Origin of the sequence: Methylobacterium currus (assembly GCF_003058325.1) — a bacterium.
Taxonomy (GTDB): Bacteria; Pseudomonadota; Alphaproteobacteria; order Rhizobiales; family Beijerinckiaceae; genus Methylobacterium; species Methylobacterium currus.
In genome coordinates, this window is record NZ_CP028843.1 from 3,530,773 (window position 1) to 3,555,574 (window position 24,802).

At 72.2% G+C, this 24,802-nt stretch carries 21 protein-coding genes and 1 pseudogene; 8 read left to right on the plus strand and 14 right to left on the minus strand.

All coding sequences use genetic code 11. From position 1 onward, the window contains the following. Window positions 1–1,038 precede the first annotated feature (1,038 nt). On the minus strand, window positions 1,039–2,118 hold the full coding sequence (locus tag DA075_RS16455; RefSeq protein WP_099956635.1) for a replication initiator protein A: 1,080 nt from the start codon (window positions 2,116–2,118) through the stop codon (window positions 1,039–1,041). A 277-nt stretch (window positions 2,119–2,395) separates the two neighbouring features. Between DA075_RS16455 and DA075_RS16460 the strand changes: the two genes are divergently transcribed. Then, entirely contained in the window at window positions 2,396–2,800 is a 405-nt protein-coding gene (locus DA075_RS16460; protein WP_099954149.1) for a DUF1236 domain-containing protein, read from the plus strand. Between the two features lie 94 nt (window positions 2,801–2,894). After that, window positions 2,895–5,207, plus strand: a complete 2,313-nt coding sequence (locus DA075_RS16465; RefSeq protein WP_099954150.1) for a PAS domain S-box protein — start codon at window positions 2,895–2,897, stop codon at window positions 5,205–5,207. 30 nt (window positions 5,208–5,237) lie between these two features. Here the strand turns inward: DA075_RS16465 and DA075_RS16470 are convergent, their stop codons facing one another. The 4 genes from DA075_RS16470 to DA075_RS16485 are packed head-to-tail and all read right to left on the minus strand — an operon-like array spanning window position 5,238 to window position 9,485. Next, window positions 5,238–5,714 carry a hypothetical protein gene (locus DA075_RS16470; protein ID WP_099954151.1) on the minus strand — a complete coding sequence of 159 codons (477 nt, stop codon included), beginning with the start codon at window positions 5,712–5,714 and terminating at the stop codon, window positions 5,238–5,240. Between the two features lie 58 nt (window positions 5,715–5,772). Then, entirely contained in the window at window positions 5,773–7,089 is a 1,317-nt protein-coding gene (locus DA075_RS16475) for a flavin monoamine oxidase family protein (RefSeq protein WP_099954152.1), read from the minus strand. Next, entirely contained in the window at window positions 7,089–7,655 is a 567-nt protein-coding gene (locus DA075_RS16480) for a hypothetical protein (RefSeq protein WP_099954153.1), read from the minus strand. The genes DA075_RS16475 and DA075_RS16480 overlap by 1 nt, the downstream gene beginning before the upstream one ends. Window positions 7,656–7,658: 3 nt before the next feature. After that, the gene (locus DA075_RS16485; RefSeq protein ID WP_099954154.1) at window positions 7,659–9,485 is read right to left on the minus strand and encodes a hypothetical protein; all 1,827 of its coding nucleotides are present in this window, start codon (window positions 9,483–9,485) and stop codon (window positions 7,659–7,661) included. A gap of 188 nt (window positions 9,486–9,673) precedes the next feature. On the opposite strand from DA075_RS16485, the gene DA075_RS16490 reads away from it, so the two are divergent. Next, window positions 9,674–11,176 (plus strand): NAD(P)/FAD-dependent oxidoreductase, encoded by a 1,503-nt coding sequence (locus DA075_RS16490; protein WP_099954155.1) that lies wholly within the window; start codon window positions 9,674–9,676, stop codon window positions 11,174–11,176. A gap of 4 nt (window positions 11,177–11,180) precedes the next feature. Here the strand turns inward: DA075_RS16490 and DA075_RS38535 are convergent. Together DA075_RS38535 and DA075_RS16500 are read right to left on the minus strand one after the other, a co-directional pair. Beyond that, window positions 11,181–11,516, minus strand: a pseudogene (locus DA075_RS38535) (DUF2243 domain-containing protein); the annotation flags it as partial. A gap of 69 nt (window positions 11,517–11,585) precedes the next feature. Further along, window positions 11,586–12,917: a peptidoglycan-binding domain-containing protein gene (locus DA075_RS16500; protein ID WP_099954157.1), complete on the minus strand. Its 1,332-nt coding sequence runs from the start codon at window positions 12,915–12,917 to the stop codon at window positions 11,586–11,588. Window positions 12,918–13,390: 473 nt separating this feature from the next. Here DA075_RS16500 and DA075_RS16505 point away from each other — a divergent pair, with 473 nt between their 5' ends. Next, window positions 13,391–14,557: a complex I NDUFA9 subunit family protein gene (locus tag DA075_RS16505; RefSeq protein WP_099954158.1), complete on the plus strand. Its 1,167-nt coding sequence runs from the start codon at window positions 13,391–13,393 to the stop codon at window positions 14,555–14,557. Window positions 14,558–14,683: 126 nt separating this feature from the next. Here the strand turns inward: DA075_RS16505 and DA075_RS16510 are convergent, their stop codons facing one another. Both DA075_RS16510 and argH read right to left on the minus strand, forming a co-directional pair. Further along, window positions 14,684–15,466: an SDR family oxidoreductase gene (locus DA075_RS16510; protein WP_099954159.1), complete on the minus strand. Its 783-nt coding sequence runs from the start codon at window positions 15,464–15,466 to the stop codon at window positions 14,684–14,686. Window positions 15,467–15,694: 228 nt separating this feature from the next. Then, window positions 15,695–17,086: an argininosuccinate lyase gene (gene argH, locus DA075_RS16515; RefSeq protein ID WP_099954160.1), complete on the minus strand. Its 1,392-nt coding sequence runs from the start codon at window positions 17,084–17,086 to the stop codon at window positions 15,695–15,697. On the opposite strand from argH, the gene tlpA reads away from it, so the two are divergent. Beyond that, the gene (gene tlpA / locus DA075_RS16520) at window positions 17,085–17,732 is read left to right on the plus strand and encodes a thiol:disulfide interchange protein TlpA (RefSeq protein WP_099954161.1); all 648 of its coding nucleotides are present in this window, start codon (window positions 17,085–17,087) and stop codon (window positions 17,730–17,732) included. The genes argH and tlpA overlap by 2 nt on opposite strands. Before the next feature lie 60 nt (window positions 17,733–17,792). On the opposite strand, the gene DA075_RS16525 is transcribed toward tlpA, so the two are convergent. Next, entirely contained in the window at window positions 17,793–18,092 is a 300-nt protein-coding gene (locus DA075_RS16525; protein ID WP_123834301.1) for a hypothetical protein, read from the minus strand. A gap of 22 nt (window positions 18,093–18,114) precedes the next feature. Further along, window positions 18,115–19,182 carry a metallopeptidase domain-containing protein gene (locus tag DA075_RS16530; protein ID WP_099954163.1) on the minus strand — a complete coding sequence of 356 codons (1,068 nt, stop codon included), beginning with the start codon at window positions 19,180–19,182 and terminating at the stop codon, window positions 18,115–18,117. A 217-nt stretch (window positions 19,183–19,399) separates the two neighbouring features. Between DA075_RS16530 and nhaA the strand changes: the two genes are divergently transcribed. Then, the gene (nhaA, locus tag DA075_RS16535; RefSeq protein WP_099954164.1) at window positions 19,400–20,641 is read left to right on the plus strand and encodes a Na+/H+ antiporter NhaA; all 1,242 of its coding nucleotides are present in this window, start codon (window positions 19,400–19,402) and stop codon (window positions 20,639–20,641) included. On the opposite strand, the gene DA075_RS16540 is transcribed toward nhaA, so the two are convergent. After that, window positions 20,638–21,075: a cupin domain-containing protein gene (locus DA075_RS16540; protein WP_099954165.1), complete on the minus strand. Its 438-nt coding sequence runs from the start codon at window positions 21,073–21,075 to the stop codon at window positions 20,638–20,640. The two genes, nhaA and DA075_RS16540, sit on opposite strands and share 4 nt — an antisense overlap. Window positions 21,076–21,080: 5 nt before the next feature. Continuing rightward, on the minus strand, window positions 21,081–21,860 hold the full coding sequence (gene gloB / locus DA075_RS16545) for a hydroxyacylglutathione hydrolase (protein ID WP_099954166.1): 780 nt from the start codon (window positions 21,858–21,860) through the stop codon (window positions 21,081–21,083). Between the two features lie 229 nt (window positions 21,861–22,089). Between gloB and DA075_RS16550 the strand changes: the two genes are divergently transcribed. After that, window positions 22,090–22,842 (plus strand): class I SAM-dependent methyltransferase, encoded by a 753-nt coding sequence (locus DA075_RS16550; protein ID WP_099954167.1) that lies wholly within the window; start codon window positions 22,090–22,092, stop codon window positions 22,840–22,842. Beyond that, window positions 22,842–23,561 carry a MarC family protein gene (locus DA075_RS16555; RefSeq protein ID WP_099954168.1) on the plus strand — a complete coding sequence of 240 codons (720 nt, stop codon included), beginning with the start codon at window positions 22,842–22,844 and terminating at the stop codon, window positions 23,559–23,561. Before DA075_RS16550 ends, DA075_RS16555 begins: the two co-directional genes overlap by 1 nt. Here DA075_RS16555 and DA075_RS16560 read toward each other — a convergent pair. Continuing rightward, the gene (locus DA075_RS16560) at window positions 23,527–24,558 is read right to left on the minus strand and encodes an alpha/beta fold hydrolase (RefSeq protein ID WP_099954169.1); all 1,032 of its coding nucleotides are present in this window, start codon (window positions 24,556–24,558) and stop codon (window positions 23,527–23,529) included. The genes DA075_RS16555 and DA075_RS16560 overlap by 35 nt on opposite strands. Between the last annotated feature and the right edge of the window lie 244 nt (window positions 24,559–24,802).

Here is a 24,802-nt window from a genome sequence, read left to right on the forward strand (position 1 = left end):
TGACCGCTCTCGACGAAGCGGCCAAATGGAAGCCGGCGTACTTCGGGAACTCCGCGTGACTCCGCGTCGATTGCTTCAGAAGGCTTCGTGGCCGCCGAGACCGTCATGGTTTCGTTTGCCCCGCCTCCATCCCGAAACCGCCCGTCCTGCGCGCGCCTTATCCACTCCCAATGCCTCCGCCATGGCGGGGAGATCGTGCGTCGCCGCCGCACCGATCGGTCACTCTCCCCGCTGTCCCCGATGTACGCTCCCGCATCGCCGCGGTCGTTTCATCCCCTGGCGGCACCGTTCGGCGGGACGTCCGTGACCGCGACCGGCACACTCTTCCGCCCCGCCGCCTCCCCGGATAGCGCATCCGCCCCGACCGACCGCCGCCGGGGCGTACTTCACGAACGGTCCACCCTGGCGGGAACCCCCGATTTCCCGTCATCGCGCATCGCCGTCCGATCCCGTCGCCGCCTTGAATCCGCTCGTACGATGCGAGGTCTGACGAGTCGAGATCGCGATCCGCCACCCCGGAGAGTCCCACAGGAAAGCTTTCTCGAGTCGAGTCCAGTTCGCGCGCTCCGGTTCGACAGATGCCGTCGTGCCCTGATTCGGTCCGGCGAGTCCCGTCGACTCCTGTGGGTGCCTTGTGGACCCGTTCTCGACTCGTGTTTGCGGGCTGTGATTCCGGGCCGGACTCGCTGTCCGGCTTTTCCCCAGAATGCACCGCTTAGAGTGTTACAGGAATCTTTATCGATTTAGGCGCTCGGGCGGCGGCGATTCCTGGAACTCGCCCAAATGCTTAATGCGGGTGGGCCGTTCCCGATGTACCGACGATTCGTCCCCGAAGTACCGCGCCCTCCGTCCCCGAAGTACCGTGCCGGCGTTCCCGATCGCACGGTGGGCGTTCCCGAAGTACCGTTCCGGCCCCGGAGCGTTCCCGAAGTGCCGACTCTGCCGGAGTCATTCACAGGGATTCCGGGGATTTCTCCTCGGGGCCGCCCTCGTCGCCCGCCGCATCTCCCGTACATCGGGAACGGGCGGGCCTGTGGATCAATGGGCGTCGCGCACGAAGCGCTCGGCGAACCCTAAGAAGGCGCTCTCGTAGTTCTTCGGCTCGCGGTCCGGATCGCCTTCGAGCCAGTGGTCGAACTCGGTCTTCAGCCCGTACACGTCCCATCCCGGATGGGCCTTGCGGCACAGCGCGATCGTCTCGTCGGAGAGGTGGCGGAAGAGCGGCAGTGCCGGCGCCGCCTTCGGCTTGCGGGTGCGTTTCGGCTTCGGGGCTGCCTCGACCAGCACCTCGTCGGTGACGAGGTCGCGGCGGATCATCCGCAGATGCGGCTCGCCGCGCTCCTTCTCCTCGATCCGCAGGACGAAGCCCGGCAATTCGTCCGCCTTGGCGATCTTGGCGATCTCGAACTTGAACCGGCGGTAGGTCCCTTCCGCGCCCGACTTCTCGAACAGGGTCGGCAGGCTGATGGCGAACCCCCCCTCCCCCGCTCCCCCGGCATGCTTGCGGGCGATGCGGTAGAGCCAGCGCTCGCGCCCGCCGGTGATGCCGAAATAGGCCGGGTCGATGGCGAGCACGCCGCCATCCATCAGCACGCCCTCGTAGAACCAGTCCGACAGGGTGATCGACATGCCGCGGCTGGCATTGGTCTCCTCGTCGATCGTGTCGTCGAACGCGTCGATCCAGCTGAACTGACGCTCCTTGCGCTTCGCCTTCTCGGCCCGGATGTTGGTGCGCACCGAGGTCGATTGCAGGCGAAACAGCGCGTCGCGCAGGAGCTTGTACTGCCGCCCGCCGGTCTCGCGGCCGATGCCCTTGAGCAGGTCGTAGGGCATGAAGTGGAGCTTGCGCGGAATGTCGTTGCGGCCGCGCTTCTTCATCTCGCAGATGGTCGAGGCGGCCCAGATCAGGATGTCGGCATCCCAGATCGTCGCCATGCCGTAGGCCTGGTTCGGCAGCACCCGTACCCAGACCGAGCCGTCGGGGCTGGTATAGTCGATCTCCTTCAGGCGCTTCTGTTTGGCGATCGAGAAGAACGGCCGCTCCATCGTCTCCCGCTGGTCGCGGAAGTGCACGAAGGGCACCACCATGTCGATCTGGTCGTTGCGCCGATGGCTCATCGTCACGCCCGTGCGGGTCCCATGGCCGGAGCGCAGACCTGTCGCCGCGCCGTGCCGCCCCCTGCCGTCCCGTTGGTCCGCATCCGTCTCATGGCGACGACGCTAGGAGCCGCCCGCCTTCCAAATCGTGGACGGAACAGGGTTTTCGGGTTCCGTCCCCAATCCTCTTCAATCGCGGTTAACGCCGAATCCGGACATGCAGCCCCGGAACCTCCCCCGTAGACCCGCCGTTCTCCCTCGACGGCCAAGCTGCCCCTGCCTTTTCGAGATTCCGCCCATGCGCCTCGCCCTCGCCGCCCTCCTCGTCGCCACCGGCCTTAGCTCCGCCCACGCCCAGGGCACCGCCCGCGGGGCTCAGGACGGCGCGGCACGGGGCGAGGTGATCGCCGGGCCGGTGGGTGCGGTGGTGGGCGGGGCCATCGGGGCTGCCGTCGGCACGGCCAACAGCATCCTGGGCATCGACCGGCGCGAGCGCTTCCGCATCTATGCCGCCGGCGAGCGCCGGCCGTCCTTCGTCTACGAGGGGCCTTTGCGCGTCGGCACGGTGCTGCCGCCCGAGGGCGTGGTCTATTACGACGTGCCGCCGGAATTCGCCCTCAAGGGCTACAATTACACCATCGTCAACGATCACCCGGTGCTGGTCGAGCCCGGCACGCGCCGCGTCGTCGAGGTGATCGACTGATCCGATCGGCAGAGGCCTGGACGCCCGCGATGGACCGTGACGCAGGGGGCGGGTTCGGGCTAAGAACCCGTGGGACCACCGCTCCCGGCCCGGAATGTCACGCCCTCCCGATCCGCTGAAAGCCGCGTGCGATCCCGACCGCCTCGCCGCGCTCGAATCGTATGCCGTCCTCGACACCCTGCCCGAGCAGGGCTTCGACGACGTGGTGCGCCTGGCGAGCCGGCTCTGCGACGTGCCGGTCGCCCTGGTGAGCCTGGTCGCCGGCACCCGGCAATGGTTCAAGGCCCGGACGGGATTTCCCTTCCCGCAGACCGATCTCGGCCGCTCGGTCTGCGCCCACGCCCTGGCGCATCCGGACTCGCTCCTCGTCGTCCCTGATCTGACCCAGGATCCCCGCACCCGCGACAACCCGCTCGTCACCGCCAATCCCGGCATCCGGTTCTATGCCGGGGCGCCCCTGCGCACGCCGGAGGGCCAGGTGCTCGGCACGCTCTGCGTGATCGACTACGTCTCGCGGCCGGAGGGCTTGAGCGCCGTCGAGGCCGAGGACCTGCGGGCGCTGGCGCGCCAGGTGATGGGCCAGCTGGCCCTGCGCCGGGCGAATGCCGAGCAGGAGGCGTCCTTGAGGGCGGCGCAGGCCACCGAGGAACGCTACCGCCGGGCCGCGCAGGCCACCCGCGACGCGATCTGGGACTGGGATTTTTCCACCGACCACGTGCTTTGGAACGAAGCGCTGGAGGCAGCCTACGGCCACCCGCTCGCGGCGGTCGCGCCGACCGGCGCGTGGTGGATCGACCACATCCATCCCGACGACCGCGCCCGGATTGACGCCTCGATCCACGCCGTCATCGACGGGGCCGGGACCGTGTGGAGCGACGAGTACCGCTTCCGGCGCGCCGACGGCTCCTACGCCCACGTCTTCGACCGCGGCTCGGTGATCCGCGACGAGGCCGGCCGCGCGGTGCGGATGATCGGTGCCATGCTCGACCTCACCGAGCGCCGGCGCGCCGAGGCCGACAGGCGCGATTCCGAGCGCCGGCTCGACCTGGAGCGCAGCCTGCTCGAAGCGGTCTTCCGGCAGGCTCCGGTCGGCATCTCGGTCGCCGGCCTCGGGCCGGGGGCGCCGAACCTGATCAACGCCCGGGCCGAGGCGATCCTCGGCCACGATCTCGGCGGGCCCACGCTCTCCCGCTACGCGTCCTTCCGCGCCGTGCATGCCGACGGGCGCGCTTACGCGCCGGAGGACTATCCGTCCCTGCGCGCGCTGCGGGACGGCGCCGTGGTGACCGGCGAGGCGATGCGCTACCGCCACGCCGCGACCGGGGCCTTGCGCCTGCTCGAGGTCTCGAGCAGCCCGGTGCGGGACGAGGACGGGGCGATCCGCGCGGCGGTGACGGTCTTCCTCGACGTGACCGAGCAGCGCGCCGCCGAGGCGGCCTCGCGCCGCCTCGCCCTCGTCGCCGAGCAATCGAGCGACTTCATCGCCATCGCGGATGCGATGGGTGCCATCGACTACGTCAATCCGGCCGGGCGCGCCCTGGTGGGCCTGGGCGAGGACGCGGCGCGCGGGGCGCGCCTGACCGATTTCTTCCCGCCCGAGGACCTGCCCTTCGCCGAAGGCACGATCCTGCCTGCCATTCGGGCCGGCGGAAGCTGGAGCGGCGAGTTCCGCATGCGCAACCTCGCCACCGGGGCCGTGGTGCCGGTGCGCTACAACCTGTTCGCCCTGAGTGGATCTGGCGGGGCCTTCGAGGGCTTCGCGGCGGTGAGCCACGACATCTCGGCCCGCAAGGCGGCGGAGGCGCAGCAGGAGATCCTCAACCGCGAGCTGAGCCATCGGCTCAAGAACACCCTGGCGATGGTGCAGGCCATCGCGGTGCAGACCCTGCGCAACGCCGCCGACCCGGCGGCGGCCCGCGAGGCGCTCGTGGCCCGGCTGGTGGCGCTCGGCAAGGCGCACGACATCCTGCTGACCGGCGAGGGCGAGAGCGCCTCCTTGCGGGCGGTGCTCGAGAGCGCGCTCGCCATCCACGATGACGGCCGGCCCGGCCGCTTCCGGCTCGCCGGACCGCCGGTGCCCTGCGGCGCGCGGGCGGCGCTCTCGCTCGCCCTGATGGCGCACGAGCTCGCCACCAACGCGGTCAAGTACGGGGCCCTGCGCATGCCCGACGGCCACGTCACTCTCGACTGGACGGTGAGCGGCCCCGATGCGCCGGTCCTGGCCCTGCGCTGGCAGGAGCATGGCGGCCCGCCGGTGACGCCGCCCGCCCGCAAGGGCTTCGGCTCGCGCCTGATCGAACGGGGCCTCGCCGGCACCGTCGACGGCGAGGTCGCCACGCATTACCTGCCCGAGGGGGTGGTGTGCACGCTGACGGCGCCGCTGGCGGAGCTGCGGCGCGGGGAGTGAGGAGCGGCCCGAGCCCCGGACCGGGCCGTCCTATTTCGCCGGGCCCGCGTCGCTCGCCGTCGTGAACGTCCCCTCGAAGCGGCCGCGCTGGGTGTCGGCCGTGCAGGCGACGGTGGAGCGGTTAGGCCCCGAGGCCGGGAAGCGGCAGGAGCCGACGGTCATCAGGGTGTCGCGGGTGATGCCGCCGTCGGTCCCCTTCACCGTGAGGATCACGGCGCTGACCGGCTGGAGGGCATCCACCCCGACCTCCTCCTGGCGGTCCTGCGGCATGCCGGTGCCGCTGAAGCTCACCGTGGTGCCGTCGCTCGACGTGAAGTCGAACGAGGTGCGCCGGCCCTGGACCGTGTTGACGATGCTCTCGCCACAGGTCGGGCTGACGTCCTTGCCCGCGATGACGAGCTTCTCGCAGGCGCCCTTGAGCACGTTGCGGGTCAGGCCTTGAGCGTGGGACTCGACGGCGCAGGACAGGCCGAGGAGCATCAGGAGGGTGAGGACGCGCGTGAGCATGGCGGCACTATAGGGGTCGCGGGCGCGAAGCCCACTATGCGTTTAGTCCAATGCGGCTTCAGCGGAGCGCCGCCGCGATCGACTCCGCCGCCCGCTCGCCCTCCGCGAAGGCGCCGCCCGCCGTGCCCCACTGCTCCCGCGACAGGGCCTCGCCGGCGAACCAGATTCGCTCAGCGATCGCCTCCTTGAGGAGGTCGCGGGCGCCCGTATGGCCCGGCGGCACCACCGCCCAGGAGCCGCGCGACCAGGAATCGTGGCGCCACTCGGTCACGGCCGGCACCGCGAGGTCGCGCAAGGATCCGCGGCCGACCTGCCCGGCCAGGGTCTCGCGCACCAGCCGCCGGGCGCCGTCGGCTCCGGCCCGGGCGGCGTCGAGGCGCCGGGCCAGGGGCACGTCGAGCTCGAAATAGTGGAACGGCGTGCCGTCGACCCGCGTCAGCAGGCCCGGCGGCTGGAGGCGGCCGCCGATCAGGCTCGCCAGCCGGTCGCGGCCGCGGAACGGCGAGGACGGCCAGTGCAGCACCACGTGCTCGTAGATGCCGGTGCGGAACCCGTCGATGGCCGCGCGCACCGGGCCCGGCAGGTCGGGAGCGAAGCGCAGCGCCGGGGCCGGCTCCTGCAACACCATCATCGGGGCGGTGACGAGGGCGGCACGGGCCTGCAAGGTTCCGCGCCCCCCGAGATCGAGCCGCACCCCCTCCCCCGCCCAGTCGAGGGCGGTGACGGGGGTGGAGAGCGCCACCGGCAGCCCGGCGGCGAGGCGGGCGAGGTAGGCGCCGTAGCCGCCGGCGATGAAGAAGTTGTCGCCGTACTCCATGCTCGGGAAGTCGTGCAGGCTGATCTCGGTGAGCGGCCGACCCGAGACGAGGCCGTGCACCAGAGTCACGCGCTGCCCCCAGGGGCCGAGGCCCGGCGGCAGGGCGCTCGCCGCGGGCCGGTCCTCGCCGTGGAGGCGGGCGCCGTCGGTCATCGCCCGATCGGCGACGGCCCAGGCCCGGCCGAAGGCCAGCTCCTCCGCCGGCCGACCGGGGCGCCGCCCGACCCAGAGGTGGCTCTCCTGCGCCGCCCGGCGCAGGGGCTCGCCACGCGCGACGCCTAAGGCCACCAGGGGGTTGATCGGCCCGGCATGGAGCCAGTGGGCGCCGAGGTCGACCGGGTGGCCGCGGAGACGCGTGGTGACGGTGCGGCCGCCGAGCCGCGGGCGGGCCTCCAGCACCGCCACCGACAGGCCGCGGGCGATCAGCCGGCGCGCCGCGCCGATCCCGGCGGCGCCGGCGCCGATCACCACGACGTCCGGGTTGGCCGGCAGCGCCGCCAGGGGCGGGACGCCGGTGGGGTTCAGGTGCTCGTGGGCGGCGCGCGGCATCCGGATCATCACCCCTTGTTCGCCTCGGTTCCGGCCGCTGCCGCGATCCCGTCGAGCCAGCGGGTCAGCCGCCCGTGGCTCGTCGCCGGGACGGGGCAGCCGGCCTGGCTGCGGATGTAGAGCGCGAGGCTCGATCGGCCCTCCCCGCGGCCGACGATCTCGACCGTGACGGTGTCGGGGCAGCGAAGCACCGCGGTGCGGGCGACGTAGCGGTCCTGCTCGCCCCAATGGTCGGTGAAGACCAGGGCGGTGCGCGGCTGGCGCGCGGCCACCGCCCGGACGATCTCGCGCAGGCGGGCACCCGCGACCGCGTAGTCCGGCGGCACCGCGTCGGCCTGCGCCAGGGGGCAGATATCGGCCGCGCAGGCGAGCGCGTCGCCCCGGGACGGCATGCGCCGGAGGGCGGCGAAATCGACCGGGCCGAGATCGGGCGGGCCGAGCAGGGCGAGCCAGGCCTCCTCGATGCCGCCGGGCTCCTCGCCGCGGGCGACCATCACCGCCCCGGCGGCCAGGACCGCGAGGACGAGGGCCACCAGGACGCCAAGAAGGGAGAGCGCGGCGGCACGCCCGGTCACGGATCAGTCCCTGGCGGCGCCGGCCGCAAGGCGCCAGAGTCGCAAGGGGGTGTCCGGCACCGGGATCGGCTCCAGCCCGGGCGGGGTGATCTCGCCGCGCCCGAGCCGGTCGGCGAAGCTTGGCGCCACGCCCGGCGTTGCCGGGGTGGTGCAGGCCACGATGTAGTCCGCCCCCACCCGCGCGGCCACCTGCGCCAGGGTGGCCTCGTCCCGGAACGCCTCGAGCGCGGCGGAAAGGCCCGGCAGCGCCCGGTGATAGGGCGCCGCCACGACGGCGTGGTGGCCGTGCAGGAGCAGGGCGGGCCCGAGATCGATCCGGGCGAGGACCAGCCCCGGCGGCAGGACGTCGAGGGCGGCGACCGAGCGCCGGGCGCCGCAGCTCTGCCAGGCGGCGCGCTCCGCCGCGAGCGCCGTGTCCGTCCCGGCGGAGGCCGGCAGGAGCGACGCGACGACGATCCAGACCTTGCCGCACAGGGACAGGCCCAGCGCCAGGGCGGCGGCCCGCCGGCGCGGCGCGGCGCCGGGCAGGCGCAGGAGCGCGACCGCCCGGTCGAGGACCGGACCGGCCACCAGGGGCACGAAGGCGGCGGCGAGGTAGAGGCCGCGGACCTGCGGCACGCCGAGGGCGAGGCCGAGCCAGAGCGCGCCGGCGGCCGCGGCCATCAGGGACCGTTCCCCGAGATCGCGCCCGCGCCACGCCCACAGGCTCGCCGCGACGGCGCCGGCCAGCACCGGCAGGGTGCCGGCGAGGACCGCGTCGGGGGCCAGTCGGACGAGCTGCCAGGCCGGGAGCATCTCCTGTACCCGCACCAGCCAGTCCCGGCGCACGAGGTCGGGCATGCCGGTGAACGGCCCGGCGGCGCAGGCCGGGAACAGGACGAGGAAGCCGCCGGCCGCGAGGACGCCGCAGGCAGCGAGGAGGCCGAGCCGTCCTCCGATCCCCCGCCCCCCCGGGAGCAGAGCCGCACCGGCGGCGGTGCATGCGGCCGAGGCCGCGAGCCAGAGCCAGGGCGGCGAGAGCGCGTCGCAGGCGGTCGCGCTCCAGAGCGCCGGCGCGGTCTGGACGAGGAAGAGGGCCGGGGCGACGAGCCCGAGGGCGAGGCCGAAGCCGAGGAAGGGCGGCAGCGCGGCGCGCCCAGCGCGCAGCCACAGGCCGGCCAGCACGAGGCCAGCGAGCGCGATGAACGGCAAGGCCTCGAGCCCGACCGCCAGGGAGAACGCCGCGAGGGCGCCGGCGATCGCTCCGTCCCGTGCGGTCGGGGCCGGGCGGGCGAGGCTGAGGATGAGGGCGAGGATCGCGCAGATCTGGACGTTGTGGTGGTCGATCCGCCCCGGGGCGAACAGGCCGGCGACGAAGATCGACTGCGTGCCGGCAAACAGCGCGAAGGCCGCGGCGCGCCACCCGAAGACCCGGCGCACCCCGCGGTAGAGGATCGCCGCGTAGAGCCCGAGCAGCATGAGCGGCCACGCCGCCGCGGCGATCCCCTCCGCGAGGGCCGGCCCGGCGAGGGGCCGCGCCAGCAGGATCAGCCCGGCGATCGGCGCGTCGACGAGGCGCGACCAGTGCATCGGCGGCGCGCCCGCGTGGCGGTGCTGGGCGAGGTCGAACCAGGACTGGCCGGCCAAAAGGTCGCGCACCTGGACGAGCCGCATGGCGTCGTCGGTGTCCGGCAGGCGCAGGTCGCGCAGCACCGCTCCGAGGCCCGACCAGGACGTGAAGCCGACGAGGCCGGCCAGGACGAGGAGCCACACGATCGCCGGGCGCTCGAAGGGGGAGGCTTGCGCCGCCTCCGGTCCGGTCCGGGCCTGGGGCAGCAAGGCGGCGAGCATGGCGGGATCCTGGGCCTGGACGTGAGATCCGGGTGGTCCCGGTTCGCATGGACGCCGTTACCCCCCGGTTAGCGGGGCCGGTTGAGCGGTTCTTTACCATCCGGGCTGTAAAGCTCGGGGAGAGAGACCCGTCCCAGAGATCCGTCCCGCGCGGAAGCGGCCGTGACGGCCCCGGAGTTGCCCGAGCGATGAGCCTTCACACCGAGACGCTGGTGATCGGCGGAGGACCGGCGGGCCTGACCACCGGCTACATGCTGGCCAAGGCCGGCCGCGACGTCGTGGTGCTGGAGCGCGACGCGACCCAGGTCGGCGGCATCAGCCGCACGGTCGCGTACAAGGGCTTCCTGTTCGATATCGGCGGCCACCGCTTCTTCTCGAAATCCAAGGAAGTGGTCGATCTCTGGAACGAGATCCTGCCCGACGACTTCATCGAGCGGCCGCGGCTGTCGCGGATCTACTACAAGGGCAAGACCTACGCCTACCCGCTCAAGGCCTTCGAGGCCCTGCGCAACCTCGGGATCGTCGAGAGCGCGGCCTGCGTCGCCTCCTATCTCTGGGCCCGGACCCGGCCGATCAAGGAGCCGCGGAGCTTTCACGATTGGGTCCGCAACCAGTTCGGCGAGCGCCTCTACGCGATCTTCTTCAAGACCTACACCGAGAAGGTGTGGGGAATGTCCTGCGACGACATCTCGGCCGATTGGGCGGCGCAGCGCATCAAGGGCCTCGACCTGGGCGCGGCGATCCGCGACGGGCTCAAGCGCTCGCTCGGGCTGCACCGGCCGGCCGCCGGCGACGGCCCGGTCATCAAGACCCTGATCGAATCGTTCCGCTATCCCCGCCGCGGCCCCGGCATGATGTGGGACGCCGCCGCGAGCGCCATCCGGCGGAACGGTGGGAAGGTCCTGCTCGACCGGCGGGTCGACGCCCTGTCGTACGATCCCGGGACGAAGCTCTGGACGGTGAGCGCCCGGTGCGAGGGCGGCACCCGCGAGACCTTCACGGCCCGCAACGTCGTCTCCTCGGCGCCGATCCGCGAGCTCGTCGGCGCCATCCGCCCGGCGCCGTTGAGCACCTTCCAGGCCCGCTCCTTGCGCTACCGCGACTTCATCACCGTCGCGCTGATCGCCCGGGCGCGGGACAGCTTCCCGGACAACTGGATCTACGTCCACGACCCGGCGGTGAAGGTCGGCCGGGTGCAGAACTTCCGCTCCTGGTCGCCCGAGATGGTGCCGGACGAGTCCTATGCCTGCCTCGGCCTCGAATATTTCTGCTTCGAGGGCGACGGGCTGTGGAACGCGCCCGATTCCGAGCTGATCGCGCTGGCCCGCCGCGAGATCGGCCAGATCGGCCTGGTCGATCCGGCCAGCGTCGTCGATGCCTGCGTGGTGCGCCAGCCCAAGGCCTATCCGGTCTACGACGATTCCTACCTCGCCCATGTGGCGACGATCCGCCGGGACCTCGAGGGGAGCTACCCGACCCTGCACCTCGTCGGCCGCAACGGGATGCACAAGTACAACAACCAGGACCACGCCATGATGACCGCGATGCTGACGGCGCGGAACATCCTCTTGGGCGAGCGGCGCTACGACGTGTGGAACGTCAACGAGGATGCCGAATACGCCGAGGCCGGTCTGTCGGGCGCCCGGGAGGCCCTGGGGAGCGAGCGGATGGTGCCGCGCAAGGTGGCGTGAGCCGTCACGACGCCGTCTGACCCCGCAGCGCAGGCTCGGCAGCCCGTCGAGGGGCGGATCGTATCCGGACACGCATCGCGCCCCCAGACCGGCGCCGTCGCGGCCGCGAGGGCAAGAGCCAGGGCGATCCACGGCAGGGCGGCGCGGATCTCCGCCCCCGCACCAGGAGGCCGCCCGCCACCGCCATGGCGGTGCCCCAGGCCGGGACGCCGGCATCCCACCACGGCCGGGCCGCCCGCGGCGCCGTCTCGCCGACGTGATGCAGCCTGAGGACCTGGTGGTCGATCACCCCCTCGACCAGGTCGAACGCCGCCCAGACGAGCGGCACCGCGCCGGCGAGGACCCGGCCGTCACGCGGGGCGACCGGCGCCGGGCTGCATCCGCTCCGGAAGCTCGCGGCGCCGGCGCGTCACCGCGCCGCCACCGGCCCCTTGACCGGGCGGTGCGGGAGCAGCCGGTCGATCTGCGCCGGGGTGAGCCGGCCGGTGGCCTCCGCGCCGAGCCCGCGCTGGTAGCGCGCGATCGCCGCCCGGGTCCCCTCCCCCGGCCGGCCGTCGGCCTTGCCGGCGAAATGCCCGGACTTGGCCAGGGCGTGCTGGATCTGCCGCCACTCCTCCGGCTGCAACGCCGCCTCGTTCCGCTGGGCCGGAGCCGGGGCGGCGGGCACCGTCGCCCCGCCATCCGTCCCGGCGAGGGAGACCTTGAGGGCGGTGATGCGGGTCCGGATCTCGGACAGGCTCTGGTCGGCCTCGCTGCCGTCGCTGGTGAGGGCGGCGAGATGCACGCGCTCGCGTGACAGCTGGTCGCGGGCATCCTCGATGCCGCGCGCCGTCTCCTGCATCACGTCAGCCATGCCGGCGATCCGGTCGATCGCCGCATGGTTGTCCTGCGCGGCCTGCCCGAGGGCGGCGAGACGGTCGCGGATCTGCCGGATCGCCGCCTCGCCCTCGGCCCGGGCCTCGTCCATCCGTCCGGCCTGCTCGATGATCTCGGCGCGCAGGGCGACCAGGGCGGCCCGGGTCGCGTCGGCCTCTTCGCGGGCGGTGGCCAATCCCTCGCGCTGCATTGCCTCCTGCGCCCGGAGAGCGCCCATCGCCTGGCCGAGCCCGTCGAGTTCGTCCCGGCGCCGGGCGACGGCCTGATCGAGCATCCCCATCTCGGCGACGAGCTGGCGCGGCCCCGCCGCCTGATCGGCCGGGAGGCCGGCGGCCGCGCCGCTGCCGGATCCGACCCCGACGGCGTCCCGGACGCTCCGGTGGGCCTGCGCGAGCAGGGCCGCGACGGGTCCCGCCGCATCGCCGAGGGCCAGGAGCCAGGTCCCTCCGGCGAGCAGGGCGAGGGCGGCGGCGGCCGTCGCGACGCGCAGGCCGCGCCACCGGACGGGACGCGCGATCGGGGCGCCGGCTGGAGGGGGACGGCCGGGCCGGGCCCCGGGCTCGGCCCCCGGGAGGCAGCCGGCATCGCGGAGATTGATCAGGATCTGCACGCATCCCTGCATCTCCCGCAGGGTGACGAGCAGGCATTCCTTGTCTTCCGGGCGCAGCATGCTCAGCGGCAGGGCGTGCCCCGCCTCCGCGCCGGTGCCGATCTTCGGATCGACGTAGCGCGAATAGGCCGGATGCTCCTGCAGGCACTTTGCGATGACATAATACTTGCTTCTGATGGCGTAGAAATTATCGTCCTGAAAACCGTTATTGATGAACCGCGCAACGTCCACCAGGTTGGCCAGTTCGTCGGCCAATATTTCGAGTTCGTCGCCCGGGCGGTCGGGAATGACGGATCGCTTCTTTGCCGTCCGACGCGCAAACCAATATGCGGCCGCGAGCAAAACCAGGCCAGCGCCGACGACGGCAGCCAGCATGTCAGCATCCGAATTCATCCCCCATTCCCCCCTCTCACGCAGTTTGTCACGAATTCGCTACATGACGATACGTCAATCTCAAAGGATATTTTTACCAATTCGCTTGCGCTGCCGTCCCGCTGGTCGCTGCGAGGCAGCCGGTCTGGGCGCTGTCCCAGCGGCATGCGGACCACTGCGATCTTCCCCAGGCTCCTGATCGGGCTTCTCGATCGGCTCCTGGGCGGACCGTCCGGCTGCGACCCGGACGGGCTTGAGCCCAAAGAGCTTCACAGCGCCCGCCCCCTCGACTAAGGAGCCGGCAAGACCCTCCGGCCAGCCGCCCCGGCCAAGACCCGCGGAAGGACCCCACGACCATGACCGGCTTCGACCATGTCGGCCTGACCCGGCCCGCCTCGCAGCTCGTGACCGTGTTCGGGGGATCGGGCTTCCTCGGCCGCCACGTGGTGCGGGCGCTCGCCAAGCGCGGCTACCGGATCCGGGTGGCGGTGCGCCGGCCCGACCTCGCCCAGTTCCTGCAGCCCCTCGGCCGCGTCGGCCAGATCGTCGGCGTGCAGGCGAACCTGCGCAACCCGGCCTCGATCGTGCGCGCCGCCGAGCACGCCGACATCGTGGTCAACCTCGTCGGCATCCTGCAGGAGAGCGGCAGCCAGAGCTTCCACCGCCTCCAGGCGGAAGGAGCCGGCGAGGTCGCCCGGGCCGCCGCCGCGGTCGGCGCCCCGATGGTGCACGTCTCGGCGCTCGGCGCCGACGAGAATTCGGCCTCGGCTTATGCCCGTTCGAAGGCGATCGGCGAGGCCCGCGTGTTCGAGGCCCGGCCCGACGCGGTGATCATGCGCCCCTCGATCGTGTTCGGGCCGGGCGACAGCTTCTTCAACCGCTTCGCGGCCCTCGCCCGGATGCTGCCGGTGCTGCCGCTCGCCGGGGCGGAGGCACGGATGCAGCCGGTCTTCGCCGGCGACGTCGCCGAGGCTATCGCCCGGGCGGTCGAGGGCCAGGTCCAGGGCGGCCGGGTCTACGAGCTCGGCGGGCCGGAGATCCTGACCCTGCGGCAGCTCGTCGAGTACACCCTGAAGGTGACGATGCGCAGCCGCGTGGTGCTGCCGCTGCCCGCCCCCGCCGCCCGGCTCCAGGCCCGGGCGATGGAGCTGGTCGACACCCTGACGCTCGGCCTCCTGCCCGACACCCTGAAGCTCACCCGCGACCAGGTCGCCCTGCTCCAGAGCGACAACGTCGTGTCGGAGGCGGCGAAGGCGGAAGGGCGCACGATCGAGGGCATCGGCATCGCCCCGACCGCGATCGAGGCGGTGGTGCCGGGCTATCTGTGGCGCTTCCGCAAGGCCGGCCAGTTCGCCACCGGCCACGGCACCCCCGACATGGCCGCCACCCCTGACCTGATGGCGCACGACCCGATGGGCCAGGGCTCGCAGCATCACCCGGGCGATGCGAGCGGCCCGGCGGTCGGGCAGCTCGCCGCTGGCGCCGGTCCGGCCCCGGGCGTGCGCTGGGGCAAGCGGCAATAAGCGACAGACCATTTCGGACATGAGAGAGGGCGGTCCCGCGGGGCCGCCCTTTCTTTTATGGCCGATCCCCGTTCCGGGCCCGGGAAGGGTGGAGGCCGGACGAATGCCGTTCAGCCTCCGCAAACCTCAGATCGACCGCACGGCCCCGCCATCCACCCGGATCATGCTGCCGGTGACGTAGGACGCCCGCTCCGAGGCGAGGAAGCACGCCACGTCGGCGAATTCCTGCACCTTCCCGTAGCGCTTGGCGGGGATCGCCGACCGGGCGGCCTCGGCGATCTGGTCGGGCGTCTTGCCCTGCGCCTTGGCGTTGGCGGCGTCGAGCTCGCCGGTGCGGTCGGTCTCGATCCGGCCGGGCAGGATCATGTTGACGGTGACGCCCTCGGCCGCGACCTCGGAGGCCAGGGTCTTGGCCCAGCCGGCGATCGAGGCCCGCAGCGCGTTCGACATCACGAGGTTCGGGATCGGCTGCTCGACGCCGCTCGAGGCGACGACCAGGATGCGGCCGAAACCGGCCTGGCGCATGCCCGGCAGGACCAGCCCGGCGAGGCGGAAGACCGGGGTCACCATCGCCTCGAACTGGGGCGTCCAGGCCTCGGGCTGCACGGTCAGCGCCGTGGCGGCCGGCGGACCGCCGGTATTGGCGACCAGGATGTCGACCCCGCCGAGATGCTCCTGCGCCGCGGCGTAGATCGCCTCGACGTTGTCCTTCAGGCTGCCCGCGAAGGCGTAGGCGCGGCCCTGGCCGCGGGCGTTGATCGCCGCCACCGCCTCGTCGAGGCGCTCGGCCGTGCGGGCGGTGAGCAGCACGTCCGCGCCCTCGGCCGCCAGGGCCTCGGCGATGCCGCGGCCGAGGCCGCGGCTGGACGACAGAACGAGGGCGCGCTTGCCCTTGAGACCGAGATCCATGGTGTTTCCTCCCGTGATGGTAGAGCTTGTTCGACCGGGGCTTGCACTAACACGAGTGCCTACCCCCTCCCACCCACGACCTCATCCTGAGGTGTGAGCGAAGCGAACCTCGAAGGAGGGCTCCAGACAGCTCGGAGACGTCTGGAGCCCTCCTTCGAGGCCGGGGATCGAAGATCGCCAGCACCTCAGGATGAGGTTGCCGGTTGGGATAGACGGGTCTGGGGCCGCTCAGGCCGTCTCGCCGGCGAGCCGCTTCAGCCAGGCTTCGGCCTGCGCCCGGACGTTGTCCGGCGCGGTGCCGCCGTAGCTGGTGCGGCTCCCCACCGAATTCTCGACGCCGAGCACCGCGAAGACCGCATCGGTGATGCGGGGTTCCTCCGCCTGCATCACCGCGAGCGGCAGCGCCTCGAGGCCGATGCCGCGGGACGAGGCCTCGCCGACGAGGCGGCCCGTCACGTGATGGGCATCGCGGAACGGCAGGCCGAGCTCGCGCACCAGCCAGTCGGCGAGGTCCGTGGCGGTGGCGTAGCCGGAGCCGGCGGCGGCCCTCAGGACCTCCGGCACGGGCTCGAGATCCCGCACCATGCCCGCCATGGCGGCGAGGCAGAGCGAGAGGGTCTGGAGCGCGTCGAAGGTGCCTTCCTTGTCCTCCTGCATGTCCTTCGAATAGGCGAGGGGCAGGCCCTTCATGACGATCAGCAGGCCCGACAGGGCGCCGATGATCCGGCCGGACTTGGCCCGGACCAGCTCGGCGGCGTCGGGGTTGCGCTTCTGCGGCATGATCGAGGAGCCGGTGGTGAACCGGTCCGACAGCTTGACGAAGCCGAACTGGGCCGAGGTCCAGACCACGATCTCTTCCGCGAAGCGCGACAGGTGCACGGCCGCGATCGCCGCCGCCGAGAGCGCTTCGAGGGCGAAGTCGCGGTCGGCCACCGAATCGAGGGAGTTCGCGGTCGGCCGGTCGAAGCCGAGGCTGGCGGCCGTGGCGTGGCGGTCGATCGGGAAGGAGGTGCCGGCGAGCGCCGCGGCGCCGAGCGGGCATTCGTTGAGGCGGGCGCGGGCGTCGCGGAACCGGCCGCGGTCGCGGGCCAGCATCTCGACATAGGCCAGCAGATGGTGGCCGAAGGTGACCGGCTGGGCCGATTGCAGGTGGGTGAAGCCCGGCATCACCGTGCCGGCATGCTTGAGCGCCAGCTCGGCCATGGCCTGCTGCAGGTCGGCGGCCTGGGCGTCGAGGGCGTCGAGGGTGTCGCGCACCCACAGCCGCATGTCGGTGGCGACCTGGTCGTTGCGCGAGCGCGCGGTGTGGAGCCGCCCGGCCGTCGGGCCGACGATCTCGCGCAAGCGGCTCTCCACGCTCATGTGGATGTCCTCGAGTTCGCGGCGGAACTCGAAGGTGCCGGCCTCGATCTCCGACTGGACGGTCTTGAGCCCGGCCTCGATCTTCGCCACATCCTCGGCCGGCAGGATCCCCGCCTTGCCCAGCATCGCGACATGGGCGAGCGAGCCCCGGATGTCCTGGGGGGCGAGGCGCTTGTCGAAGCCGATGGAGGCGTTGATCTCCTCCATGATCTCGGCGGGGCCGCTCGCGAAGCGCCCGCCCCACATCCGGTTGCTCATGTCCTCACCTCGTCTCGCATCCTCGCGAAAAGCCCGCCTCGCCCTCGTCGCGGGAGGGCTCGTCGCCGTCCTCGGCCTCGGGGCTGCCCTATACGGGGTTGCGGGCGGGGGCAACGGCGGCGCCTGCCCGCTCGGGGCCGCCACCGCCGCCCGCGTCGCGCCGCTCGCCCGCGGCGAGGTAGCGGCGCTCCAGGTCGAGTCCCGGCCGAAGCCCGCGCCCGCCATCACCTTCACCGGGCCGGACGGCCAGCCGCGCACGCTCGCCGACCTCAAGGGCCGCACCGTGCTCCTGAACCTGTGGGCGACCTGGTGCGCGCCGTGCAAGGCGGAGATGCCGGCCCTCGACCGGTTGCAGGCTGCGCTGGGCGGCCAGGACTTCGAGGTGGTGGCCCTCAACCTCGACACCCGCAATCCCGACCGGCCGCCGCTCTGGATGAAGGAGAACGGGATCGCGCGGCTGGCCTACTATTCCGACCCGGCCGGGCGGGCGCTGCCGGCCTTGCAGCAGGGCGGCGACGTCGTCGGCCTGCCCACCACCTTCCTGATCGACCCCGATGGCTGCGGGATCGGCGTCATGAAGGGCCCGGCGGAATGGGCGAGCGAGGATGCGTTGAAGCTGGTGCGGGCGGCGCTCGGGCGGGGGTGAGCCGCGTGCGCGAGCGCGATGCCCGGCCGCGAGGGCGCGGCCGGGCGTCAAATGTTCGGATCAGGGATTTTGGAAGCCCTTGTGGCCCCAGTTCAACCCGTGGCCCGGGCGGACCGTCCTCGATGCCTTCTCGCGCTCGCTCCAGGCGTGGATCATGAGCTTCTCGATCGCTGACAGCCGCGCCGCCGCGACCGGATCGAGCTGTGCCGGAATCCTCACGCCGGGAAGGGCGCGCAGAGCATCGATCTCCGGCCCGTCGCCTTCGACCACGAAGACGTGATCGGAGAATTCCTGAGTTCTGTGCGCGCGGAGGATGGCCGACCACGTGCCGGCATCCGCCTCGTCGGGATCGACGATCACGACCTGTTCCATACCAGGCCTCCTACACGCTGCCGGCTGCTTTGGGCATCGTGTAGCCGAGATGGTACGGCGTCACGGCGCACATGTCCAAGATGTTGTTGCGCATGATGCATGCCACGCCGCCGCCATCCGCGCAGTTCTCGCAATTCAGGTTCGGTCGACCGTACGCGCCGTGCGAACCGCCGCAGTTGCAGCCGCTCAAAGCGTATTCGTCCGGCGCACCGAAGACGTGAGCCGTCTCGTGTGCAAACACGCTGTCGAGGTTCTTGGTTCCCCAGCCGTCATTGGCATATTGCATGACGACGCAATCGTCCCGGCAATAGGCGAAATGGTGAAGCTGGTAGTGGGTGAAGAAGGCGCAATACGCAGCCTGCGCCCCTTTGGCTGCTTTGATCCCCCCGATGTAGTTCTTGACTCCGGACCACCCGGCCGGCTGTCCGATCGACGCGAGGGCTGCATCCCGCCAGGGTGCCTCGAAGTGTTCATAGGGATCCTGGCCGGCGGGAATTGGCCCGGTGGTGTCGGGTGTGGCGATCTGAGCGACATGGAGGTCGTACGTGAAGGTCACGTCCCTGGCCGGTGCACGGCCGCCCAGGAAGCTCAGGCCGTTCTGCACGTCGGTGATGATCTTGCTTTGCTGAGCACTGGTCATCGTCAGCGGTCCGGGTCCCGAAACGATGACGACGCCGACGGCGATGCGACCGGCCAAGCGCCTGACCTGCGGGGCTTGGGGGACCGTGGTCGGATCAGCCGGCAGCGGGGGCGCCGGCGGGGTTGCGGCGGGCTGATCCTCGTCCAATCCCGAACGGCCGCCGTCCTCGTCCCATGGCGCCGACCTGCGAGGGCGATTCTCCTTCTCATCGCGATAGGAGTCATGCAGCCGCGTTCTGAACGCCTGAAGCCCCAGGCGCTCCTGCTCGCTCAGATCCGCCTCGTTGATGGGCGCGTGAGGCAGCGCCCCTTCCCACAACCCGATCCGCACCGCCGGGCCGTACTCGTGTAGCACTGGCAACGGGGCCGCCATGGCCGCCATCCCGTCTCGGGGCAGCGGGGGCAGGAGCACCTCGGGAAGGTTGACGTCGCCAGCCATCGTGGAAAACACCTCAGCCCTGGATGATGATCGGCCGAGAAGATCAAAAAATCGTTTATCTGTGAAGACTGGCAATCCAGATCATCTGTGCCATGTAAAGTTCTAACTTGCTGCAAAAGTGTTTTCCAGGAATCGTGCTCTCACGAGCGGCAGCGTCGGTCCGACGATCCCGGCTCCCACGTTGATCCAACTCGGGATTCCTGTCAGGCGGGGCGCCATGCGGACGACCTCATCCCCCCGGCGCCTGCCGCGCCCCCTCTCCGCCCTGCGCAACCTGCTCGTCAGCAGCGCCGGCGGCGGCCTCGTCCTGATGGCGAGCGCCGTGCTCGCCCTCATCGTCGCCAACGGCCCCTATGGCGAGGCCTATGCCCACGCGCTCCACGCCAAGATCGGGCCCTTGAGCCTGCTGCACTGGATCAACGACGGCCTGATGGCCGTGTTCTTCCTGCTCGTCGGGCTCGAGATCAAGCGCGAGATCCTGGACGGAGGCCTGCGGACCTGGCCCGACCGGGCGCTGCCGGGCATCGCGGCGCTCGGCGGCATGGCGGTGCCGGCCCTCGTCTACGTCGCCGTCAACTGGTCCTCCCCCGCCACCTTGCGGGGCTGGGCAATCCCGGCGGCCACCGACATCGCCTTCGCGCTCGGCGTCCTGGCGCTGCTCGGCTCCCGGGCGCCGGTCTCGCTCAAGGTCTTCCTCACCGCCCTCGCCATCCTCGACGATCTCGGGGCGGTGGTGATCATCGCGCTGTTCTACACCGCCGACCTCGCCTGGCCGATGCTGGCGCTCGCCGGCGCCGTGACGGCGATGCTCACGGTGCTCAACCGCCTCGGGTTGCGCCGGCTCGGGCCCTACCTGATCCTCGGCGCCGTGCTCTGGCTCCTGGTGCTGCGCTCAGGGCTGCACGCCACCGTGGCGGGCGTGGTCCTGGCGCTGGCGATCCCGCTGCGGGCGAGCCCCGGCCGGCCCGATGACGGGGACTCGCCCCTGCACCGGCTGGAGCACGCGCTCCAGCCCTGGGTCGCCTATCTGATCCTGCCGGTCTTCGGCTTCGCCAATGCGGGCGTGCCGCTCGCCGGGCTGACGCCGTCGGCGCTGCTGGCGCCCGTCACCCTCGGGGTCGCGGCGGGGCTGTTTCTCGGCAAGCAGGTCGGGGTGCTCGGCGGCGTCTGGCTCGCGGTGCGGACCGGGCTTGCGCACAAGCCCGCGGGCGCCACCTGGCGCCACGTCTACGGGGTGGCTCTGCTCTGCGGCATCGGCTTCACCATGAGCCTGTTCATCGGCGGCCTCGCCTTCGCCAACGCACCGGAATTCGACACCGAGACGAAGCTCGGGGTGATCCTGGGCTCGGTGCTCTCGACGCTGGCCGGGGCCCTGGTCCTGTCGCTCGGGCCGCGACCGGCGGGGCGGCCGGCCGTGGCGAAGGAGCGGCCCTCCAACGCTCGGAGGATCGGGTCCTAAACCCGCGGCATCGGCCGCCAGTCCGGCGGCGCCATCTCGAATCCCTCGAAGCGGAAGCCCGGCGCCACGGTGCAACTCACCAGCGTCCAGGCCCCGAGGCTGGTGGCGGTCTGCCAGTGATGGGCCGGCACCACGATCTGCGGCCGATGGCCCCGGGCAAGGTCGGGGCCGAGATGGCGCGCCTCGGCGTCGTGGCCGTTGGGGCTGGTGGTGATGACCATCGGCGCTCCGGCATGCCAGAGCCAGACCTCCGTCGCGTCGACCCGGTGCCATTCCGAGGTCTCGCCGATGTCGAGCAGGTAGTAGATCGCCGTCGAGGCCGGGCGCCCGTCGACCTCGCGGGAATCGCGAAAGGTCTCGCGGTAATGCCCGCCCTCCGGATGGGGCTTGAGGTCGAGCAGGCGCACGACCTCGGCGGCAGTCAGGGTGTTCATCGTCGTCAGAACCGGTTCTTCCACTCGCGGAGCGCCGTGAACACCGCCGCCGGGTCGGCGCCGGGCTCCATCCCGACGGCGCGGGCGAGCGCCGGCTCGGTGGCGCGCAGGAACGGGTTGGTGGCCTTCTCCTCGCCCAAGGTCGTCGGCACCAGGAAGCGCCCCTCCGCCTTGGCCGTCTCCGCGAGCGCCGCCCGGTCCCTGAGGTTCCGGTTCTCCGGCTCGGCGGCGAGGGCGAAGCGGGCATTCGACAGGACGTAGTCGTGGCCGGAATAGATCACGGTCTCGTCGGGCAGGGGCAGGAAGCGCGACAGCGAGCGCCACAGCACCTGGGGCGGGCCCTCGAGCACCCGGCCGCAGCCGAGGGTGAACAGGGTGTCGCCGGCGAACGCGATTCCCGCCTCCTCGAACCAGTAGGTGACGTGGTCGTCGCAATGGCCGGGGGTCTCCCACACGGCGGCGGCGAGGGAGCCCACCGTCACGACGTCGCCCTCGCGCACCGTGGCGTCGACCTGCGGCACGGCGCTGCCGGCCCGCGCCGGTGCCGTCACCCGGGCGTTGGTCCGTGCCTTCACCTCCGGGATGCCCTCGACGTGGTCGCCGTGGCGGTGGGTGACCAGGATGTCGGTGAGGCGCCAGCCGGTCTCGTCGAGGGCGCGCAGGATGGCGGCGGCCTCCGGCACGTCGATCGCCGCGCAGGCGCCGGTCTCGGGGTCGCGCATCAGCACGCCGATATTGTCGCTCCGGCACAGGAAGGTGCGGATCTCCGGACGGATCTCGGGCATGGCGGCGCCTCCTCGAAACACTCTCTCGCCGCCGGAAGATAGGGCGGCGGCGCCCTCGCGCGAGTTGCGGCCCGGCGAATAGCGGGGAGCGCGGGCGGCCTTGCGGGTTGACGCCTTGCCGCGCTTCGCGCCACTCCCCATTCATGGCCTCGGGACCCTCGGATGCGGGTCCCTTGGCCTTCACGGCATGAGGGCGACGCGCCCGCTGCCCCGCACGTCCCGGGTACCGATGAGCCTCGACGTCACCGACCTGCGCGCCTTCTACGCCAGCCCCCTGGGGGCGGTGGCGCAGCGGCTCGTCGGCCGCACGGTCCACCGCATGCTCGGCTCGGTCTCGGGCTTGCGGGTGATGGGGCTCGGCTACGCCGTGCCGTATCTCGGACCCGTCCGGCACGCCGCCGAGCGGACACTCGCCTTCATGCCGGCGGCGCAGGGGGTGACGCACTGGCCCGGCTCGGGCCGCTCGGCCTCCTGCCTCGTCGATCCGACCATGATGCCGCTGCCCGATTCGGCCCTCGACCGGGTGCTGCTGATTCACGCCATCGAGGCGGTGGAGAGCCCGGCCGAGCTGATGCAGGAGGTCTGGCGCGTTCTGACGCCGGGCGGACGGCTGATCGTCGCGGTGCCCAACCGCCGCGGCCTGTGGGCGCGGCGCGACGCCACGCCCTTTGGCCACGGCCAGCCATACAGCCGCTCGCAGCTCGGCCGCCTGATGCGCGACACCCTGTTCTCCCCCGAGGACTGGGCCGAGACCCTCTACGTGCCGCCCGTGGAGGGCTGGCTCACCGTGCGCACCGCGAGCGCCTGGGAGCGGGTCGGCACCGGCCTGTCCCTGCCCTTCGCCGGCCTGCACGTGGTCGAGGCGACCAAGCAGCTGCACCGCCCGGTGGCGGTCCGGGCCCGCAAGGCGGCGCGCCTCGGCGCCCGGGTGCTGGCGCCGGTGCCCGTGCCGGTCCCCACCCCCGTGCCGGGAGGCGCGTGATGCTCTTTCCCGGCGCGGAAGCGGCGCTGCAGAGCTTCCTCCTCGCCTTCTCGGCCCTGTTCTCGATCGTCAACCCGCCCGGCGCGGCGCTGATCTTCGCGCAGGTCACCGCCGGGCGGCAGCACGCCGAGCGCACCTGGCTCGCCCGCCGCATCGGCGCCTACGCGGCCGCCGTGATGCTGGTCTCGCTCTGGGCCGGGGCCTCGGTGCTCAGCTTCTTCGGCATCTCGCTCTCGGCTTTGCGCATCGCCGGCGGCCTCGTCGTGGCGGCGCAGGCCTGGACCCTGCTCTCCGCGCCCGAGCAGCGCGAGGCCCGCAAGACCGCGCAGGCCGAGCCGGTTCAGGCGAGCGAGGACGACCCTGAGCCCGCCGTCCTCGCCGAGGTGGCGTTCTTCCCCCTGACCCTGCCCTTCACCACCGGGCCCGGCACGATCGCGGTGGCGATCGCGCTCGGCGCCGGCCGGCCGGAGGGCGGGGTGGACCGGATCGGGTATCTGGCCGGCGCCTCGGCCGCCTCCCTGGTCATCGCCCTGATGGTGCTTCTCGCTTACGCCTCGGCCGACCGGCTGGTGGAGCGGCTCGGCCACGCGAGGGCCCGGGTGCTCGGGCGGCTCGCCGCCTTCCTGCTCCTCTGCGTCGGCACCCAGATCACGCTCACGGGCGTCACCGACGTGCTGGGTCCGCTCATCGCGAACGCCAGGCCAGGGTTCGTCCGGTGAGCGCCATCTGCGCGTCCACCGCCCGCAGGATCCGGGCCTTGGCCGAGTAGTGGATCATGTGGCCCTGCCCGGGCAGCAGGGTCAGGGTGCTGCCCGCCACCTCCGCGTGCAGGCGGCAGGATTGCTCGGCCGGGTCCACGACGGCGTCGGCATCGCCCGACAGGATCGCCACCGGCAGCCGCAAGCCCGCGTAGCGCGGCTGCATGAGGGCGACGGCGGTGTTCATGCTGGCGGTGTCCTCGGCGCTCGCCCGCCCTTGCGTGGCCGAGAGCGAGAGCGCGACGGGGAAGCGCGCGGTGAACCGCGCCGGCACGGCCTGCGGCTTGAACACGTGCTGGAAGACCCTCGGCGCCAGCATCTTCCCGACCGCCCCCGGCATCATGGCGCGGGCCGCGTCGCCGACGCCGGGCACGGCGAGCGGCGCGATCAGCGCCACGTCGGTCCGCCGGCCCGGATAGTAGTAGCCGGAGAGCAGCACCAGGCCGCGCAGGTCGACGCCTTCGTGGATTGCCAGCGCCAGCGAGACGATGGTCCCCCAGGAATGGCCGACGACCACCGGCCGCTCGACGTTCAGCGCGGCCAGCACGTGCCCGATCAGCCGCGCCTGCGCGGCGGCGGACCAGACCCAGTGCCGCGGCCGCTCGGTATGGCCGAAGCCGGGCCGGTCGATCGCGATGACCCGATAGCTCTTGGCCAGCTGCTCCACGAGGCCGCAGATGACGAAATCCTCCGCCATCGTGCCGTTGCCGTGGATCAGCACCACCGGCCGGCCCTTGCCGCGGACGATGGCGTGCACCCGCACCCCGTCGACCTCGATGAAGCGGCCCGGCGGTGTGTGCGCCGGCTCGTTCGTCTTCAGCGCCTCGGCGCCGCGCTGCATCAGCGCCCCGGTCCGGCGCGCCGCGGCGGCGTTCGCCTTGGCGGTGGCGCGCAGGATCCGCACGGCGCCGCTGGCGGCGCGGCGGGTGGTGCGCCCTGGAACGAACCGAAAGGCCATGGGATCTCCGGCGCGATGCTGCACTGCGGGATAAGATGGGGCCTTCCCGGTCCCGCGCATATCCCCCCACCCTGCCCATATGTCCCTCAGCCTTGGCAGCATCGCCGGGCCCCTGTACGAGGCCCGGACGGGCGGGCCGGGACCGCTGCCTCACGCACGCCGAACGGGCGCGCGAGGCAGGCCGGACCGGGCGTCGGCGCCGATGCGCCGGGACGCTTTCGCCGCCAGGCGAAGGCAGCAGGCA